Annotated in this window: 18 protein-coding genes; 3 read left to right on the top strand and 15 right to left on the bottom strand. The window is 42.4% G+C overall.

The features are described from left to right. The first annotated feature begins 133 nt into the window (after positions 1 to 133). Positions 134 to 763 carry a LysE family translocator gene (locus Q0081_RS19925; RefSeq protein WP_298357439.1) on the top strand — a complete coding sequence of 210 codons (630 nt, stop codon included), beginning with the start codon at positions 134 to 136 and terminating at the stop codon, positions 761 to 763. 89 nt (positions 764 to 852) lie between these two features. Here the strand turns inward: Q0081_RS19925 and Q0081_RS19920 are convergent, their stop codons facing one another. Next, on the bottom strand, positions 853 to 1,413 hold the full coding sequence (locus Q0081_RS19920) for a hypothetical protein (protein ID WP_298357436.1): 561 nt from the start codon (positions 1,411 to 1,413) through the stop codon (positions 853 to 855). 57 nt (positions 1,414 to 1,470) lie between these two features. Here Q0081_RS19920 and Q0081_RS19915 point away from each other — a divergent pair, with 57 nt between their 5' ends. Then, positions 1,471 to 2,556, top strand: coding sequence for a CaiB/BaiF CoA-transferase family protein (locus Q0081_RS19915; protein ID WP_298357433.1), 1,086 nt, complete (start codon positions 1,471 to 1,473; stop codon positions 2,554 to 2,556). Positions 2,557 to 2,562: 6 nt separating this feature from the next. Here Q0081_RS19915 and coaE read toward each other — a convergent pair whose 3' ends face one another. The 12 genes from coaE to Q0081_RS19855 form a co-directional block, all read right to left on the bottom strand. After that, positions 2,563 to 3,156 carry a dephospho-CoA kinase gene (coaE, locus tag Q0081_RS19910; RefSeq protein ID WP_298357430.1) on the bottom strand — a complete coding sequence of 198 codons (594 nt, stop codon included), beginning with the start codon at positions 3,154 to 3,156 and terminating at the stop codon, positions 2,563 to 2,565. An 80-nt stretch (positions 3,157 to 3,236) separates the two neighbouring features. Further along, positions 3,237 to 4,019: a hypothetical protein gene (locus Q0081_RS19905; RefSeq protein WP_298357427.1), complete on the bottom strand. Its 783-nt coding sequence runs from the start codon at positions 4,017 to 4,019 to the stop codon at positions 3,237 to 3,239. A gap of 9 nt (positions 4,020 to 4,028) precedes the next feature. After that, on the bottom strand, positions 4,029 to 4,337 hold the full coding sequence (gene yajC / locus Q0081_RS19900; protein WP_298357424.1) for a preprotein translocase subunit YajC: 309 nt from the start codon (positions 4,335 to 4,337) through the stop codon (positions 4,029 to 4,031). 142 nt (positions 4,338 to 4,479) lie between these two features. After that, complete coding sequence (locus Q0081_RS19895; RefSeq protein ID WP_298357421.1) at positions 4,480 to 4,917, bottom strand: DUF1573 domain-containing protein; 438 nt, start codon at positions 4,915 to 4,917, stop codon at positions 4,480 to 4,482. Between the two features lie 75 nt (positions 4,918 to 4,992). After that, positions 4,993 to 5,295, bottom strand: coding sequence for a YtxH domain-containing protein (locus Q0081_RS19890; protein ID WP_298357418.1), 303 nt, complete (start codon positions 5,293 to 5,295; stop codon positions 4,993 to 4,995). A gap of 7 nt (positions 5,296 to 5,302) precedes the next feature. Further along, the gene (nusB, locus tag Q0081_RS19885; protein ID WP_298357415.1) at positions 5,303 to 6,475 is read right to left on the bottom strand and encodes a transcription antitermination factor NusB; all 1,173 of its coding nucleotides are present in this window, start codon (positions 6,473 to 6,475) and stop codon (positions 5,303 to 5,305) included. A 71-nt stretch (positions 6,476 to 6,546) separates the two neighbouring features. Then, positions 6,547 to 7,791, bottom strand: coding sequence for a hypothetical protein (locus Q0081_RS19880; RefSeq protein WP_298357412.1), 1,245 nt, complete (start codon positions 7,789 to 7,791; stop codon positions 6,547 to 6,549). A 14-nt stretch (positions 7,792 to 7,805) separates the two neighbouring features. Further along, a complete protein-coding gene (locus Q0081_RS19875) occupies positions 7,806 to 9,017 on the bottom strand; it encodes a hypothetical protein (protein ID WP_298357410.1) in 1,212 nt (403 codons plus the stop codon). A gap of 48 nt (positions 9,018 to 9,065) precedes the next feature. Continuing rightward, positions 9,066 to 9,710: a bifunctional 2-polyprenyl-6-hydroxyphenol methylase/3-demethylubiquinol 3-O-methyltransferase UbiG gene (locus Q0081_RS19870; protein ID WP_298357407.1), complete on the bottom strand. Its 645-nt coding sequence runs from the start codon at positions 9,708 to 9,710 to the stop codon at positions 9,066 to 9,068. A gap of 85 nt (positions 9,711 to 9,795) precedes the next feature. Further along, positions 9,796 to 10,308: a shikimate kinase gene (locus Q0081_RS19865; protein WP_298357404.1), complete on the bottom strand. Its 513-nt coding sequence runs from the start codon at positions 10,306 to 10,308 to the stop codon at positions 9,796 to 9,798. Between the two features lie 89 nt (positions 10,309 to 10,397). Further along, complete coding sequence (locus Q0081_RS19860) at positions 10,398 to 11,486, bottom strand: BT_3928 family protein (protein ID WP_298357400.1); 1,089 nt, start codon at positions 11,484 to 11,486, stop codon at positions 10,398 to 10,400. A gap of 93 nt (positions 11,487 to 11,579) precedes the next feature. Continuing rightward, positions 11,580 to 12,122: a DUF1599 domain-containing protein gene (locus tag Q0081_RS19855; protein ID WP_298357397.1), complete on the bottom strand. Its 543-nt coding sequence runs from the start codon at positions 12,120 to 12,122 to the stop codon at positions 11,580 to 11,582. Between the two features lie 92 nt (positions 12,123 to 12,214). Between Q0081_RS19855 and folP the strand changes: the two genes are divergently transcribed. Further along, positions 12,215 to 13,054: a dihydropteroate synthase gene (gene folP / locus Q0081_RS19850; RefSeq protein ID WP_298357394.1), complete on the top strand. Its 840-nt coding sequence runs from the start codon at positions 12,215 to 12,217 to the stop codon at positions 13,052 to 13,054. A 66-nt stretch (positions 13,055 to 13,120) separates the two neighbouring features. Here the strand turns inward: folP and Q0081_RS19845 are convergent, their stop codons facing one another. Next, positions 13,121 to 15,628, bottom strand: coding sequence for a glycoside hydrolase family 95 protein (locus tag Q0081_RS19845; protein WP_298357391.1), 2,508 nt, complete (start codon positions 15,626 to 15,628; stop codon positions 13,121 to 13,123). A 62-nt stretch (positions 15,629 to 15,690) separates the two neighbouring features. Continuing rightward, entirely contained in the window at positions 15,691 to 16,473 is a 783-nt protein-coding gene (locus Q0081_RS19840; protein WP_298357388.1) for a rhamnogalacturonan acetylesterase, read from the bottom strand. Positions 16,474 to 16,691: the final 218 nt, after the last annotated feature.

The following is a 16,691-nucleotide window of genomic DNA, read 5'->3' as shown; positions in this document are numbered from 1 at the left end:
GGCTTTATAGCTATACAACGCATCCTTAGCTCAGACGATGATTTCTTACACCTTTTGCAAAATAATTTAATAGCAAAACCCTGATAATCAAAGCAAAAAACCACAACTAATGATTACAAATTAAAAGATTCCTATGAATATCAACGACTTTCTCCTTTTTGCTTTTGCCACACTAATGCTCAATCTTACGCCGGGAGCTGACATGATTTACGTGGCAACACGCAGCACTACGCAAGGTACCAAAGCAGGAATTGTGTCCGCTTTAGGAATTGCGGGGGGCTGTTTGGTGCATACTATTGCCGCAGTCGTGGGGCTTTCTGTGCTGATTTCAAAATCTGCCGTGGCGTTCAATGTCATTAAATTTCTGGGGGTCGGGTATCTGTGCTATTTGGGAATTACCTCATTAGTAAGCAAAGACAAAATGTCAACCCAAGCCAAACTTGAATCAACGCCACTGAAAAAAATCTTTTGGCAGGGAGTATATACCAACGTCCTGAACCCCAAAGTAGCCTTGTTTTTTTTAGCCTTCCTGCCCCAATTTGCCGATACGCAATCCGAAGATTTTAAGTGGCAGGTGTTAGGGTTGGGAGCTTGGTTTAATCTTTCAGGAACGCTCGTAAATGTATTGGTAGCTGTATTGTTTGGAAAAGCAGGAAATTACTTAAACCAACTCCCTCACTTTTCGCGCATTCAAAATAAAATTACCGGCTTGATGATGCTCGGTTTGGGTGCCTATTTAGCGTTTGCCAAACGAGCGGAGTAAGAAGTGAGGAGTAACAAACAAAAGGGCGAGAGATAAACACCTTGCGCCCTTTCATAAATAACGGTAAACTATAAACAGTAAATTTTCAACTAATCCTCATCTTCTTCGGCACTGCTGAATGAATAGAGCGTTGTATCCAATTTCAAACGACCGTTGTTGAAATCTTCAATAAATTTTGTTACTATTTCATACGTAATGGCTTCTACATTCAAACAGGCATCTAAACCTACGCCGTATTCAAAATCAGGTTCAATCTCCAAATGCTCTTTTACTTTCACTTCCTCATCGTCTTCAATGGATTCGATGAGTTCAGTAATCAATTCTTCGGCTTCCTCTTCCATTTCAGGAGTAATTACGTAATTAGGGCCGCGTTCATCCAAGGGTAAGTAGTTAGGATACACCTTCTGAGCTTGCTCTACGGCTTTTTCGTAGACTAAACTACTGTGATGTAAACGCAACGTGTATATAATGGCGTCATAAATGACCTCTTGGCCTTTATAGTTGCCAATAAATTGTACGTGTGCCAATTCTCCATTGTCCGATGCACCGGCAGCTACGTCTTCATCGTCGCAATGGATAAAGCTTGTTCCTTCTTCTTGGCACTCTTCCCGTAACAATTTAATTTCTTCGGGATTATAACCTTCATTCATAATTGATAGTAATTTTGACCGCTGTAAAATTAGCCGTTTTTATGCAGCTATTTGATTATGACAGAATCATTTTTTAAAGGACAACTCAAAGTAGTCGAGCTTGCAAGCGTTTTAGCAGGCCCGGCCGTCGGGATGTTTTTTGCCGAATTGGGTGCCGAGGTCATTAAGATTGAGAATAAAAAAACCAACGGCGACATGACCCGCTCCTGGAAACTTCCCTCCGAAGCCGCCGATTCCTCTTACTCTGCTTACTATGCAAGCGTTAATTGGGGCAAACAAAGCTATTTGCTTGATTTAGAAGACACTTCCGACCGAGCACAGGCGTATCAATTGCTTACCGATGCAGATATTGTCATCAGTAATTATCAAACAAAAGTAGCGGAACGGTTGGGTATGGATTACAAAACATTGAGTGAATCTAATCCGAAATTAATTTTCGCCCAACTCAATGCCTTCGATGAAAACAGTAAACGTCCGGCGTTTGACGTAGTACTTCAAGCCGAAGCGGGATTTATGTACATGAACGGAGAAGCCGACGGTCCTCCCGTAAAAATGCCCGTGGCCTTGATTGACGTGTTGGCCGCGCATCAATTGAAAGAAGGAATTTTATTGGCTTTGTTGCGACGTATGCAAACGGGACAAGGTTCTTATGTTTCCACTTCGTTGTTCGAATCAGCCGTGGCTTCGTTGGTCAATCAGGCAACCAATTGGCTTATGGCAGGTTACATTCCACAACGGATGGGCACACAGCATCCAAACATTGCCCCCTACGGAGATATTTACGAATGCCGGGATGGAAAAGCTATTTTGTTGGCTGTAGGCACTGAAAAACAATTCAGCAATTTGTGTAGCGTACTGGAAATAGACAATTTAGTAGATAACTATCTTTTTTCTTCTAATGGAGTACGGGTCAAAAATCGAATAGCTTTAAACCAACTTCTTAGTCAGCAGATCAGTAAGTTTGATGCTGCCGACTTACTCCAACAGTTAGAATCCATGAGCGTGCCTGCCGCTTCTATTCGTACTATGCAGGAAGTGTTTGAACTGGACGCGGCTCAATCTTTAATTTTGGAAGAAAGATTACCCGATGGAACGGTGACTAAGAGGGTGAAAACGGTAGCCTTTGATATTCGTGAAGATTGAGAAAAATCAGCGCTTGCTAAAAAGCTGATGCAACTGCCACACTTGCGGAATAAGCAATTGGCTATCGTCATTATAAATCACATAATCAGCGATTTTAAGACGCTCTTCATCAGACACTTGCCGGGCAATAATATCCTGAATTTCGGTCGCAGAACGTTGGGGGTCGCGTTGCATGACCCGCGCAACCCGCAAGTCAATCGGGGAATGAACCACTACTACTTTATCAAGCGAATTATTCTGGCCTGCTTTGGCCATGATAGACGCCTCTTTTACCACATAACGGGCTTTTTTATGGCGCTTAAGCCAAGCTTGGGTATCTTCTCCTACGCGCGGATGAACAATGGCATTTAACTCTCGAAGTAGGATAGGATTATTAAAAACTTTACCGGCTACCCAGGGGCGGTTGTAGCTTCCATCGGGCAAATATGCTTCTGCGCCTAATAAAGCCTCAACCGTTTTTTTTAATTTTTCATCGTGATTAAGTAACCATTTGGCACGGTCGTCAGCTGAATAGACGGGGACTCCCAATGCCGAAAAAATTCGACAAACCAAGCTTTTTCCTGAGCCAATACCACCCGTTATACCGATTTGGAGAGACATGATCAGTTTGCAGTTTTTGAGTTTACTGTTTGCCGTTTAGGGTCACAATATTGTAAGGCTCACTCTGGACTATAAATTGCCTACTTTGAACTCTTCCGTTTTCGCTTTGGCTTTTGTTTGACAGGTGTTTCCTTTTTCTTAGGTTCAACTGTTTTCTCTTTCTCTACAGTCGGAACTATACTTCCAAAGTATTCGGCTACTTCAAAACTTACAAAAACCCGTTCAGCACTTGCTTTCAGAAGTGGAGATTGGGGATAACGAATGGGAAGTTCTTCGTCATAATTACCCCGAATTTTTTTAGCAGGCACCCGAACCATAATCGTGTCGGCAATGTCACTTACTAAGGAAGCCGGCCCATCAAATGTAACACTGTTGGGACGCAGATTAATGATACTCGAAACCACAAATTTGGGAGAAAGATTTAACCTCAAACTATCTATTTTTAATAATGAAGTTTTTACCACACGTTCCTCAAAATCAACATGTGTATTATCCAACACGACGTGAGAAATACGAACGTCTTTGACCTGCTCGCTCATGATAGAAGCCAATGCTGTCGTATTTAACGTACTAACAGCCAATGGGTTGTTAAGAGGGTAAGAAACCGGCGGTGTCGTAAAAGGGAGTGATTTACGAAGTAATGTCCAGCCACTTCCCGTAAGTACAGCACTGACAGTTTTAGGAAGCGGAGTAATAGGGATATAAAGCGAATCGTTGTAGGTCAGGTTAATTGGATATCGAACCTGAAGGGTATAGCCCCCTTTGTTCAATTCATTAAAAAGCCATATTACCGTAGCCGCAATCAAGCTAAAAATCATGATGCGGCTACGGGAAGGCTGTGAAGTAAGAGGTAATTGTGCCACTGCTGATTTCTAAGTAGTAGGAGTTGTTGCCCTGCGAGAAATGGAAGATTTCTCGAACTTCAATTTTGTACCTTTGCCATCTACGTCCACAGTAACGGTTGATTCATAGACCGATACAACGGTAGCATGAAGACCGCCGATTGTCACTACTTCATCCCCTTTTTTCAGTTCTTCCAAAAATTTCTTTTGGTCCTTCTGTTTTTTCTGCTGAGGACGAATCATAAAAAAGTAGAAAACTCCGATAATACCTGCCCACAAAAGAAGTTGGTAAATCATGGAAGTTTGGCCGCTTGTTGCCTGTAAAAGAATACTTTTCATTAGGAAGGTTTGATTTTAACGGTTAATCTCAATTTTAGATTTTATTTATTAGAATTTGCTTTTGGTTGTTTGTGAGGACACAAACAACGGCTTCAAACTTTTAACTCTATACTTTACACCGCACGGGCGGCCCCGTTTCTACTCACTGAACACTTGTCGAATCTTTGGCAGGCAATACTTCCGCTTTAAATTGAATGTCGCTGGTAGCGGGATTGGTATTGGCAAATATAGTAACCGTTTTAAACTGGTGCCCTTCTTTGCCTTTACTGTTAAAACGGACTTGAATCGCAGCTTCTTCACCCGGCCCGATGGGTTCATGAGGCCATTGCGGAATAGTACAGCCGCAGGAAGCACTTACATTGTTGATAATCAACGGAAAATCGCCTCCATTTTTAAACTTAAAGGTATGTTCTACCTGCTGACCAGCTGTAATTGTTCCAAAATCGAAGTTTTTAATATCTTCCTTAAACTCAATTTTGGGAAGTTTATCTTCCAAGCTGCTCGTAGCCGACTTGTCCTGATTGCTTCCGCAGGCAAACAATCCCAATAAAGGCAACACTAAAAAAAACAAACGTTTCATTTGCAAGTGAAATAGTTAAATGTTATATTATTTGGGTAATAAACCATAAACTCAAAACCCCAAACTTAACAACGACTAAGCAGACTGTCCTTTGATTTGTGCCATCAAACGATCTACATCTTCGAGCAAACGTTCGGCTTTTTCACGGGCATCCGTTACTACTTTTTGGCCTTCTGATTTTGCCATGCTTTCGGGCAAATCTTTCCCTTCCAATAAGTCTGAAATAAGTGCCTGTAATTGGTCGCGGTACTTGGAAAGTCGATAAGAGAGTTTGTCACGGGTCACTTGCCCTTCGGCAGGCGCGTACAAAATCCCTACTGCTGCTCCCGTGGCTACTCCCGCCAAAAAAGCGATTAACGTTCTTGCTGAATTGTTCATTGTTTTATTATTTATTGTCCAACAGTCCTCTCCCACTTTTCCGAATTTTACCTTCTTTGATGAGATTTTTAGAGAGAGTATCTAAAATTCCGTTCACAAATTTACCACTTTTTGGCGTACTATATTCTTTAGCGATTTCAATTGCTTCATTTATTGTCACTTTTACGGGAATTCCTGGAAAGTTAATCATTTCCGAAACGCTCATTTTCAGAATCAGATAATCCATGGCCGAAAGTCGCTCTACATCCCAGTTTTTAAGGGGTTCTGCAATATAACCTTCGTACTCGTCATTGTAAGTCACTGTTTGTTCAAACAGTTCCTCCATAAAATAACGATCTTCCTCCCAATCGTCGGTAAGGGGTACCAGCAATACACCATCAGGCTCGGTAGCGGATTTCAGTGTTTTACTCACCATTTTACGGGCCAAATCGCCATTCTCGCTCCAATACAAATCTTTTAATTCAAAGAAACTGATGACTTCCTCGTTCTTCAAAATCACTTCCCGAAGCGCATGTTGCATCAGTTGCTGATCTTCTTCGACCGTATGCTCTTTCTGAGCACAATACGCCCGATAAGCCTCGTCTTGGCGGAACACATCGCGAAACAACTTACGAATCAAACCGTTCACTTCATTTCCCCACATAATTCCTTTACGAATAAATTCATTTTGCAGGCCCTTGCTTTCTGTCAACGCAATCACAACACGATTAGTGTCAAAACCCGCCGCTTTGGCAATAGGATTATTGTCAGGGTCATCGTATTGGCGTTCGCGTTCGGCTTGCGAAAAGCTTCCGAACTCAATAAAAAGTTGTAACAACAGCAAATACGTATTGTGAATAGCTTCTACTTCGGGCGTTAATTGCTTCGCAATGCGCTGCTTATCTTTCCGAAATAGGTCTAAGTAGTATTTGAGGGCATTTTTTGCGGTAACAATGGCCTCCGTAGGGGCATCTTCATCGTTGGAGATTTCACCTTTCCGATGGTGTTCATCCAATAAAAGTGTAGTGATTTTTCGCATTCCCTCCAGCTTGACGGGGTCTTGCGGAGTCATGGTGTTGAGATTGGGCTTAAACGACTCCGTAATGAAATCTATGGCCAATTGATAATCTGCCTCACGGGCAGCTTGAAGGGCATAAAGGCTCTGTAAAACCTTTATACGGAGATGTCTTCGACTTAACATTCAGTCCTGAGAGTTTGTACAAATAAGCAGCAAGGAAAAGAACTTGCTTGTGTTTCCAGCCGCAAAGGTACTTAAAAAACCAATGCCTTCTTCCACACAAACCGAAGAAAATAGACGGTGCAGATAACAACCCCCACCTGCAAAGCATAGTCTAATCCATAAATTGGCTGCGCCAAAATAGCGGCAGGTGATTCATAATAGGGGCTTTTGAGTCGCCACCAAAGGGAAGGGTGGACGACCGAAAGTACGTTAAAAACCAGAAACCAACTCACTTCTTTCCGATTTCTAAAATCAATCCAAACAAATGTAAGAGGAAGCAAAAAAATGAAAATATAATTACTGTAAGCACTCTGTTGAGCTACCATCATCGTAGCAAAAATCACAACGAATACCGCCGAAAAAGCACGAGGAAAATCTAAATGACGAACTTGATAGGCCAACCATGTGCCACCGCCCATCGTAGCAAGCAACCCAATCCAATTCCAACCTTTGGCTCCTGCATTCAATACATTAAAAGTCAAAGGATTAAGAACTGACAGCCAATTAGGAGCGCGGAGCGTGGCAGCTTCGTGCAATGGCTGATCCAACCAAAGCCACTCGGTGTAATGAATTAAAATAGCTAAGCAAATTAAACCAACTATTGCCGCTGACCCGATCCATCTGATGGGTTTAGGCACTAACAATAACAACGCAGGACCTACTAAAATAAACACAGCTTTGGTAAACATAAATCCAACCACCAGCCCTGCTCCAAACCATTCAACGCGCTGGGTACGTTGCCATACCAAATAAGCCCCCACCAACATCAACCACATCCATTCGTCTTCCTGCCCTCCCAACACACAAAAAACCAAAGAACCCGGCGACAACAAATAAATCAGGCTTCGATAAAGTCGTTCGGGTTTTGACAGTTGTTTTTCATAAAAATGGTTAGTAGTCCAAAGCGCCAGGCCTTCCATTAAAATCATCAGTAGAATAATGGCTTTTTTGTCCATCCAAAACCAAAGTGCCAGCGCATTGAGGTACGGAAAAACGGGAGAATACATACAGTGGAAATCCCGATACACCATTTTAAGTTGTACCGCTTCGCGGGCCTGTCCAAAAAAACCGTCTAAATCGGAAAACGGAGTAAAGTCTAAAACAACGAATATCAGAAGAAAAGGAAGCAAACGTGTAATCGACCAAGCTCCTGCCAATACCAAACGTTCGTTGTACTGCGCCAACCATTTCTCAATGACCTGACGATAAACCAATATCGCAATGACTAAACCTGCACAAATCAGGGAGATAATGGTCTTGGCAACAATAACAAACATGCTCTGGCGGAGGATTAGTGCGTGGTGGCTTTCTGATATACTTTCAACAAATACCACCCAAAACAAGCGACATTTAAAATCTGTAAGGTATATTCCAATAAAAATAAAGGATTGGAGATTAACGAAATATCATCGTAAGTAGGATTACCTAAGTGAGTAAACAGGAAAGGCTGTACCACAAGTAACGCATTAAAAAATAACAAAATGGCCACATCTCGACGATTTTTCCAATCAACTAATTCCAAAATCAAAGGCAACATATACGTAAAAGCATAGTAACCCACCGACGAAGACTGGAAAATGGTCATGGCAACATACGTAGCCAAAAACGCCAAAGGCAAGCCTTGACTTAATGATTTATTTCGAGCCTGATACGTTATCCAAGTAGCTACAGAAAGGGTAAGCGCCAACCCTGCCCAGCTAAAAAAGGCCAAATCAGGTCCATGTCCAGAGATGGCGGTAATAAGCGGGCGAAAAACCGTAAAAAGATTAGGAGTCAGGAGATTAGCCGTCATTTGTAATGGCATCAAAAAATCCAATCCCATTACTGCGTATAAAAGTACCAGCGAAGGAACGCCTACAACAATCATTCCCAAGAGAAACATTCCTTGTTTTTTGAGCAAAAACCACAGGGGAAAAAGCCAAAATCCAAACGTAACTTTAATGGTAAGCAACCCCACCGAAAAACGCGTTCCTAATCCCAAACCATCATCTTTGGTACGACGATAATAATACAACATCCACACTGCTATGCCCCACAGCCAAATATCTTCCTGTCCGCCAAGGATCACCATGATCATAGGTCCTGACAAAACTAAATACAACACAACTGATTTAAGCGTATCTGTTTTTATAGTTCGGTAAGTACGATAGGTTCCCCAAACAATCGCAGCCTCAATCAAAACCATCAGCAATACGATGGCTTTGGAACTGTACCACAACAGAAGCGGCAGGGTAATAATGTAAGAAAACAGGGGAGCATGGTAAGAAGCAAAATCCCGATAGACCAAACCCCATTTGTAAGCTACAGTTGCTTTTCCCCAAAAGAAAGGAACATCACCGCGCGGTGTTTGATGAAGCACCAAATAAATAGCAATGAAGGGCAGTAGCCGACAAACTAACAATCCAATTCCAATGACTGCTGCGCCTCGTTGATTTTCTTCTAATTTTTTCCAAAACGAATCGGCACGCGCTCCTAACCAAACCACTATTGATGAGGCTATCACCAATACTAGTTTGACATAAAAAACAGTAAGTGTTGACATAAAATACGATTATTTCTCTCCCACAATCAAAAACTGTTTACCTAATACCCACCACGTAAAGGGCATTGCCAAGTACAGTTTTACCAATAATGGGTGAACAGGAAGACCGCCTCTAAAAGACAGCGGCAGAAAACGGGCATGTGATTCACTGATTTTAAACCCAGCTCCAAACAAATGTTCTTCGACTCCTAACTCCGACAATACGACGGTGTGATCGGCAAAATCAAAATATTGCTTGTAACAGTATTTGAAGTTGGGGCCAATGATACCAATTTTACCGCCCGGTTTCAAGCATTTATACATTCTTTCCAGAAAAAAAGCGACTTCTTCCTGACTGTGAAGGTGTTCGAGGAAGTTGGAAATAAAGACTGCATCAAAGTAATTTTCAGGTAAATCAACTTTCAAAATATCCCCAATAATGAGATTGACTTCGGGAGAAGCGTAGTTTTTAATAGCTTCAACAATGTCCACCGTCCATTTTTCGGGAGAGGGAACGGCATTGATAAATTCACACATACCGCCTGCCGAATCCAGAATTCGCTGGGGTTTCCCCAGTTTGGTATAGAAGTATTCGGCGATAATCGTCCAAATGACTTTTTTCTTTTCGTGCGCAACTTGCTTGAAGCGGTATTCGTAAATTCTTTCGTAATTCATTAGTGTATGGGTAGAATGAGCTTTTTTATAACTAAATGGCAAAGAAACCATCTTCTAGAAGAAATTACAAATCCTAATGTAAAAGCTACTCCATCGCCTCTTGTAATACTTCAATCAATTGTCGAATATGAATATCTTCCCCTTCCAATACCCAATCAGCTTGGCTATAAATCGGTAACCTCTCCTTATGTTTTTGTTGCAGATTTGAAAGAAGTTGATGGTCGTTTTTTTGGTATAAGGGTCGGTCATTGGTCTCATGACGCAGCATACGCTCTACGATTTGTTCGGGTCTTACGTTCAAAAAAACACTGATTCCATTGGCTTTTATATACTCCATATTTCCATGGAAACAGGGCATTCCACCGCCCGTTGCCACAATCAACTTAGAATCAGGGCGGATGGCGCGTAAAACCCTCGCTTCTGCTTCTCGAAAATAAGCCTCTCCTTTTGTCTTAAAAATCTCGTTGATACTCATGTCTTCTTCTTTGACAATCAGTACATCTGTATCCACAAAACGATACCGAATGTGCCGCGCGAGTTGTTTGCCCAGCGTAGTTTTGCCCGAAGAAGGAAGACCAATTAAGAATATATTTTTCATAGAAGTCAGTAGTCAGTAGTGAGGAGTCAATAGTGGGGAGAATATCTCCTGACACCTCGCTACTGACTCCTAACTTCTCGCTCCTAATTTTACAATTTACTCAAAACGTTCTCTTTATCAGGCGTTGTATTGTAATGCCATTTGCCTTTTACCGTTCCATCTTCCAGCAGCCAAATGCCCGGATTAGAACGGGAAATAGTTTTCAATACGGTACCATCGGCAAAATAGTAAGGCACATCCAATAAATACGCCTTCCGAATTTCCTGAATTTCAGCATCGCTGTCGGATGTTAAAATCAACGGTTCAACTCCACTGCCTTTTACTGAATTGATCAGAGAACGAATTTCGGCTAAACTTGCGCCGTTGAGGTCCGTTCCGTTTTTAATGATAATAATGAGTTTTTTACCCTTGAAAGTCTCTTGTGTAAAATCACCGTCATTGTTCCACACTTTATAATCCGTAATCTTGGGCTTAGCGTTTTCATTGATAAGTACCATTTCTTTGTACTTATAGGTCGTATCGGATGGAAATTTCTCAAATTCTTCCGTTTTCCCATCTTTTTCCATGATGTACTTGTAGCGCAACGGCTCCGAAGGCTGCATCAGTTGAGGAATGTTATTGCCGATTTTATAAGGCAGAAAATCAATTGGCGGCAAATAACGAATCGCATAAAAAGCCAATGCCACCGAGAAAATAGCCGAGAAAGCTACCAACGAACCAGTGCGAAGATTCCGAAAAACTTTACGCTGCCAAATAATAAATAAAATCAGCACCAGCAGGACAATGTCTTTGGTGAAAGAGGTCCAGGGCTTCAATTTCAGGAAGTCGCCGAAGCAGCCGCAATCGGTCACTTTATTGTAGTAAGCTGAATAGAACGTCAAAAACGTAAAGAAAACAACGAGTAACAATAACACCCAACTCACCTGTTTCAATCGCCAAGAGACAATCAACGCCACGCCTAAAATCACCTCAGCCGCACACATCAATACCGAAAAATACAAGGCAAAAGGCACTAATGACATCCAAAAATCGTGCATGACGGGCATATCAGCCGCGAATACCTCGAAATATTCTTCTAATTTTATTTGGGTTCCAACGGGGTCATTGAGTTTGACCAATCCCGAAAAAATAAAAATGCCTCCAACCAAGAAGCGAACAATGTGGGCTAAAATTTTCATTCAATTATTAGGTTCGTTATTTTTCTGTTATTCTAAGGGTTAATTTACAACGCAATTTTCAAAAATCAAGCCAAATAACTTGTTAATGAAAAGTTAAGCTGCCAATCCAAGTTTTATCAAACAAAAGACTGAATAGTTAATAATGTCCTGATACCCCGACTTTACGCCTTCCGAAATAAGGGTTTTGCCCGCATTGTCTTCAATTTGTTTGATACGAAACAACTTCATCAAAATAATATCCGTCATGCTGCTTACGCGCATATCGCGCCAAGCTTCAGCGTAATCGTGGTTTTTATTAAACAGCAATTCATAGACTTCATTCATCTGTACATCGTACAATTCGGTAAGTGCCTCTGCTGTCAAATCTGTACGTTTATCATCCCCTAACTGAATCTGAATCAAGGCCATTACGCAATAATTAATGATACCCATAAACTCCGGAGCTTCTCCTTCGTCCACTTTCGAAAAACCATTTTCCTGAAGCGTCCTGATGCGTTGTGCTTTAATAAAAATTTGATCAGTAATGGAAGGAAGTCGCAGGATTCGCCACGACGGACCATAGTCTTGGTTTTTTTTCGTAAAAATATCTTTGCATCGAGTGATAACACTCCGATATTCGCGCTCGGTTTTTTCCATGAATGAGTGAATGAATTCATTAGTAAATGAGTGAATGTTTATTCGCTCATCCATTCATTCACTAATTCGCTAATTAATCTGGCCGCTAAATTATGAAAAAAACGCTGAACATCGGCGGTAAATTACTGGACTTGTCTACGCCACAGGTCATGGGGATTCTTAACGTCACCCCTGATTCTTTCTATTCGGGGAGTCGTGTATTGCAGGTAGAAGATGCCTATAAGAAAGCAGAACGCATGATTTCCGAAGGAGCATCCATCCTTGATTTAGGCGGACATTCAACGCGCCCGGGGGCCGATGCGGTGAGTGAAGAAGAAGAGCTCAAACGCGTTTTGCCTGTGGTGGAGATGATACAAAAGCGATTTCCAGACGCCATTATTTCCATTGACACCTTTCGTTCGACGGTAGCGCGGGAATCTATTGCAGCCGGGGCTCACATTATTAATGACATAGCAGGCGGTAATATGGATGCCAACATGTTTGAAACCGTAGCGGCCCTTCATGTTCCTTATATTCTCATGCACAGTCGCGGAACACCGCAAACCATGAAAGAATTGAATCAATATGACGATTTGGTAACTGACGTATTACGAGAATTACAAACCAAAATTTACCAACTTCAACAGCTTGGCGTAAAAGACATCGTAGCAGATATGGGATTTGGATTTGCGAAAAACGCCGACCAAAATTATGTGTTGCTGAACGAGCTAAAAGCTTTTCAAATTCTGAACGTCCCCCTTTTAATAGGAGTATCCAGAAAATCCATGATTTGGCGAAAGCTCAACATTACAGCAGACCAATCGCTCAATGGAACGACCGTTTTAAATACAATAGCTCTGCTGAATGGCGCAAGTATTTTACGCGTACATGATGTAAAAGAAGCCGTTGAAGCGGTGAAATTGGTACAGTTACTTCAAAGTCACACTTCTTAGATTTTATCATGGAATCCAAACGGCAGCTTTGACAAAGTTGTAAACTTTGTCAAAGCTGAAAAACGCTTAATTTCCACCCAAAATATAAATCTTATTTATCTCCGTACTCAAATCATACACAAAACTGCCGGCTTCGGGCGTAGTGGTTTGATACTTATTTTCAAATACTTGGAAGAAATGGTTAGAGTTTTTGCCCTTAGCCGTTTGAAATTTCGCGTTGGTCAGTACGTTGGGCAATTTTAACCGGCAATTGCCCCCAAATGCCGATTTTACAATGATGCGGGTGATTTTCTTGTCTTTCCACGTCATATCTATTTCAAAACCGCCACGAGCTTTCAGGCCCTTCACTTCCCCCGTTGCCCATACATCGGGCAAGGCAGGAAGCAAATTGATGACGCCATCCTGACTTTGAAGCAGCATTTCAGCAATTCCCGACGTTCCGCCAAAATTCCCGTCAATCTGAAAAGGCGGATGAGCACAAAATAAATTCAAATAGGTACCGCCTCCGTTGGCATAATCTGTGCCTTCCACACCAGTCAGTTTGAGCAGTTCCTGCAAAAGTTTGTGGGCGTGATTACCATCGTGGAGACGTGCCCAAAAATTGATTTTCCACGACTTACTCCAGCCCGTTCCTCCATCGCCTCTGATTTCAAGCGTTTTACGAGCCGCATCCGTAAATTTAGGAGTACGCAGGGGCGAAATGTAATGCCCCGGATGCAGCGCAAACAAGTGCGATACATGGCGGTGTTGAGGATCTTGATCTTCCCAATCTTTGTACCATTCCTGCAAATTTCCTTTTTTGCCAATTTGCAACGGAAACAAATGTTGAAGTCTTTCTTCCAACGTTTTACGCAAATCAGCGTCCATTTTCAAATGCTCGGAAGCATGAATCACGTTGGTAAACAAATCGTACACCAGTGCCATATCCATCGTCGTAGCTACCGAAACCGACTGTTTTACGCCTTTTTCAGTAATAAAAACGTTTTCGGGAGAGGTCGCAGGCGACGTAATCCAATTGTCGTTAGCATCTTTCACTAACCAGTCCAAACAAAACTGCGCGGCATCCCGCATGAGTGGATAGGCGTAATTTTTCAAGTAATTTTCATCTCCCGAATACGCATAATGTTCCCACAGATGCTGACTCAGCCACGCGCCGCCCATGCTCCAGTTGGCCCACGATGGGCTTCCTTTTCCTTTGTCACCCACAGGATTGGAAGCACCCCAGATGTCGGAATTATGATGTACTGTCCAGCCGCTCATTCCGTAGAAATTCTTGGCGGTTTCTCGGCCCGTTGCAGCAGCACCCGCAATCCAATCGGTAAACGTAGTGTGCAAATCTGAAAGATTAGCCGGTTCGGCAGGCCAATAATTCATTTCAGCGTTGATGTTAGTAGTATAATTGCTGCTCCACGGCGGGCGCGTCATCGGGTTCCAAATTCCCTGCAAATTGGCGGGAATACCGCCCGGGCGAGAACTTGAAATCAATAAATAGCGGCCAAACTGAAAATACAATGCTTCCAATTCGGGGTCATTACCCATCTGAGCGTAGCGCATCAGACGTGAATCCATCGGCAAAAAAGCCGCTTCACCCGATGTACCCAATTTGAGTTTCATTCGATTAAAAAATTTCTGATAATCAGCAATATGTGCGTTGCGAATCGCCGTGATTGACTTACCGGAAGCCCGTTTTAGGTAGGATTCCACCAAGGCTTTTTCGTCCCGTCCCTGACTGTCCGGACATTTATCAAAACCATTAAAACTTGTAGCGGCCGTCACCAGTAAAATCGCTTCTGTTGCATCGCTAATCGAAATTCCTGAGGTATCGGCAGTCACTTTCCCATCGGTAGTTTGCACCTTTACCCGCCAGTCAAACCGCATTCCTTTGCAACCAGTGGGGTCTTCGTAATAAACCGGTTTGGCATTATAACTCACATAATTAGGATCTGCATGAGCAGGCGCTTTGCCCCGCATACTCAATTCATTTTTGCCAACGACCAACTTCGACATCGGATGAGGGCTTTGGGTAGAAGCCGAAAAATTCAGTTTCCCTTTTTGCGAAGCTGTCAATCGAAGCACAATTACTTGGTCAGGTGCCGAGACAAACAATTCTCGACTGTACGTGACGCCATCAATCGTAAATTGCGTATGCGCCGTGGCATTTTGAATGTCCAAATCTCGAAAATAAGCAGTAGGCTGCGCGTCGAAAGGCTGTTTTATCAACAAATTTCCCAACGGCTGATAAGCTTCCGTGTAAAGCCCCTGTATCTTTTGCAATTCTTTAGAGGCTGCTTCGTAGTCTTCCCGATTTAAGGCTTCTCGTACCGCAGGCAAATGTTTGATGGCATCAGGATTTGGATTTTTCTCCACCGGCCCACCTGACCAAAGAGTCTCCTCATTCAGTTGGAGTAATTCTTCATTGACTCGACCAAACGTCATTACCCCCAGCCTTCCGTTTCCTACGGGCAACGCTTCGTTCCAGTTACGGGCAGGTTGTTTGTAGTGAATGGGCGCTTGAGAAAAAGTGTTAAAAAGAGGCAAAAGGCAAAGAGCAAAAGGCAAAAGTCTTTTTTTCATCAGAAGGAGATGTTTACCGAACCAATAGAAACTATATGAACTATGTTTCTATGTGGTTACAATTAGTGTTTCAAATACTGTATCAAAGGACTACCTTTCAGGGATTTTAGTCCTGCTACCACCGAGTTTACATTCAGTTTTGCACCGGCTTCGTTGGTATGGGTGTTGTCTTTGGAAGTAAAGAATTCCGTCTTTACTTTCTCCTCACCGATTGCTTCGTAATGAGGCACAATCAGCCCAAACAAATCCACGTAAAAAGCGCCGTTAGATTTGGCAACCGCTTCTGCCCATTGCCGATTTCCCGCTTCGGAAGTAGCAATTTTACCTTCTTTCCAGCTGTTGCGCGGTACGGGTGAGCAAACAATTGCAATAGCTCCCTTCGCTTTGGTTTCATCCACGTATTTACGCATGTACCAGCCATACGAATGAACCACTTCGTGTTTTTTGGTCAGAATATTATCAATTTCTTCCACTTCTTCACCTATTCCTTTGATGGTTCCGCGTGCCCGGGTAGAGTCATTGATGGCGCTGTTATCGTTGTGTCCAAACTGCATAATAACAAAGTCACCCGATTTCAGATTCGCCACAATTTTATCCCAACGTCCTTCCGTAATAAACGTACGACTGCTGCGACCGCCAATAGCATGATTTTCAATATGGATACGCGTCGTATCAAAATGTTCGTGGAGAAAACTTCCCCAACCCCACATGTTATCCTGCCCTTTTCCAGAGCCATTTTTGACGGTAGAATCCCCGATAATATAAAGCGTGGGCTTAGGAGCAACGGCTGCTATAATTCCCAAAAAAAGAACAATAGCGGTAAAAAAAGCGGATAAAGTTTTCATAGTATTTTTGTTTAAAAAATTCAAAAGCGCAGAAAATCGACTCTTTTACTATTCATTGCTTTGTTCTTTTCACTCCGTTTGATTTGGTTGATACGCAAAAACTAAACTGCGACTTTGTCCATTAGGCATTAAATATGGCAGGTAAAATCGTTAATTAACTGATAATCAAACCAACACCACCGATAACCAATAACAGATAACGATTAACAGACCCGTAA

The organism is Runella sp. (assembly GCF_027484545.1).
Classification (GTDB): Bacteria; Bacteroidota; Bacteroidia; order Cytophagales; family Spirosomataceae; genus Runella.
This window is presented reverse-complemented; position numbering and strand designations above follow the sequence as displayed.

What these genes read in the sequence shown, in the direction of transcription:
- folP (WP_298357394.1), top strand. Translation starts at nt 12,215, where the DNA reads ATGAAAAAAACGCTGAACATCGGCGGTAAATTACTGGACTTGTCTACG.
- Q0081_RS19860 (WP_298357400.1), bottom strand. Translation starts at nt 11,486, where the DNA reads ATGAAAATTTTAGCCCACATTGTTCGCTTCTTGGTTGGAGGCATTTTT.
- Q0081_RS19880 (WP_298357412.1), bottom strand. Translation starts at nt 7,791, where the DNA reads ATGTTTGTTATTGTTGCCAAGACCATTATCTCCCTGATTTGTGCAGGT.
- Q0081_RS19925 (WP_298357439.1), top strand. Translation starts at nt 134, where the DNA reads ATGAATATCAACGACTTTCTCCTTTTTGCTTTTGCCACACTAATGCTC.
- Q0081_RS19845 (WP_298357391.1), bottom strand. Translation starts at nt 15,628, where the DNA reads ATGAAAAAAAGACTTTTGCCTTTTGCTCTTTGCCTTTTGCCTCTTTTT.
- yajC (WP_298357424.1), bottom strand. Translation starts at nt 4,337, where the DNA reads ATGAAAAGTATTCTTTTACAGGCAACAAGCGGCCAAACTTCCATGATT.
- Q0081_RS19855 (WP_298357397.1), bottom strand. Translation starts at nt 12,122, where the DNA reads ATGGAAAAAACCGAGCGCGAATATCGGAGTGTTATCACTCGATGCAAA.
- Q0081_RS19865 (WP_298357404.1), bottom strand. Translation starts at nt 10,308, where the DNA reads ATGAAAAATATATTCTTAATTGGTCTTCCTTCTTCGGGCAAAACTACG.
- coaE (WP_298357430.1), bottom strand. Translation starts at nt 3,156, where the DNA reads ATGTCTCTCCAAATCGGTATAACGGGTGGTATTGGCTCAGGAAAAAGC.
- Q0081_RS19895 (WP_298357421.1), bottom strand. Translation starts at nt 4,917, where the DNA reads ATGAAACGTTTGTTTTTTTTAGTGTTGCCTTTATTGGGATTGTTTGCC.
- Q0081_RS19870 (WP_298357407.1), bottom strand. Translation starts at nt 9,710, where the DNA reads ATGAATTACGAAAGAATTTACGAATACCGCTTCAAGCAAGTTGCGCAC.
- Q0081_RS19840 (WP_298357388.1), bottom strand. Translation starts at nt 16,473, where the DNA reads ATGAAAACTTTATCCGCTTTTTTTACCGCTATTGTTCTTTTTTTGGGA.
- Q0081_RS19915 (WP_298357433.1), top strand. Translation starts at nt 1,471, where the DNA reads ATGACAGAATCATTTTTTAAAGGACAACTCAAAGTAGTCGAGCTTGCA.
- nusB (WP_298357415.1), bottom strand. Translation starts at nt 6,475, where the DNA reads ATGTTAAGTCGAAGACATCTCCGTATAAAGGTTTTACAGAGCCTTTAT.
- Q0081_RS19920 (WP_298357436.1), bottom strand. Translation starts at nt 1,413, where the DNA reads ATGAATGAAGGTTATAATCCCGAAGAAATTAAATTGTTACGGGAAGAG.
- Q0081_RS19890 (WP_298357418.1), bottom strand. Translation starts at nt 5,295, where the DNA reads ATGAACAATTCAGCAAGAACGTTAATCGCTTTTTTGGCGGGAGTAGCC.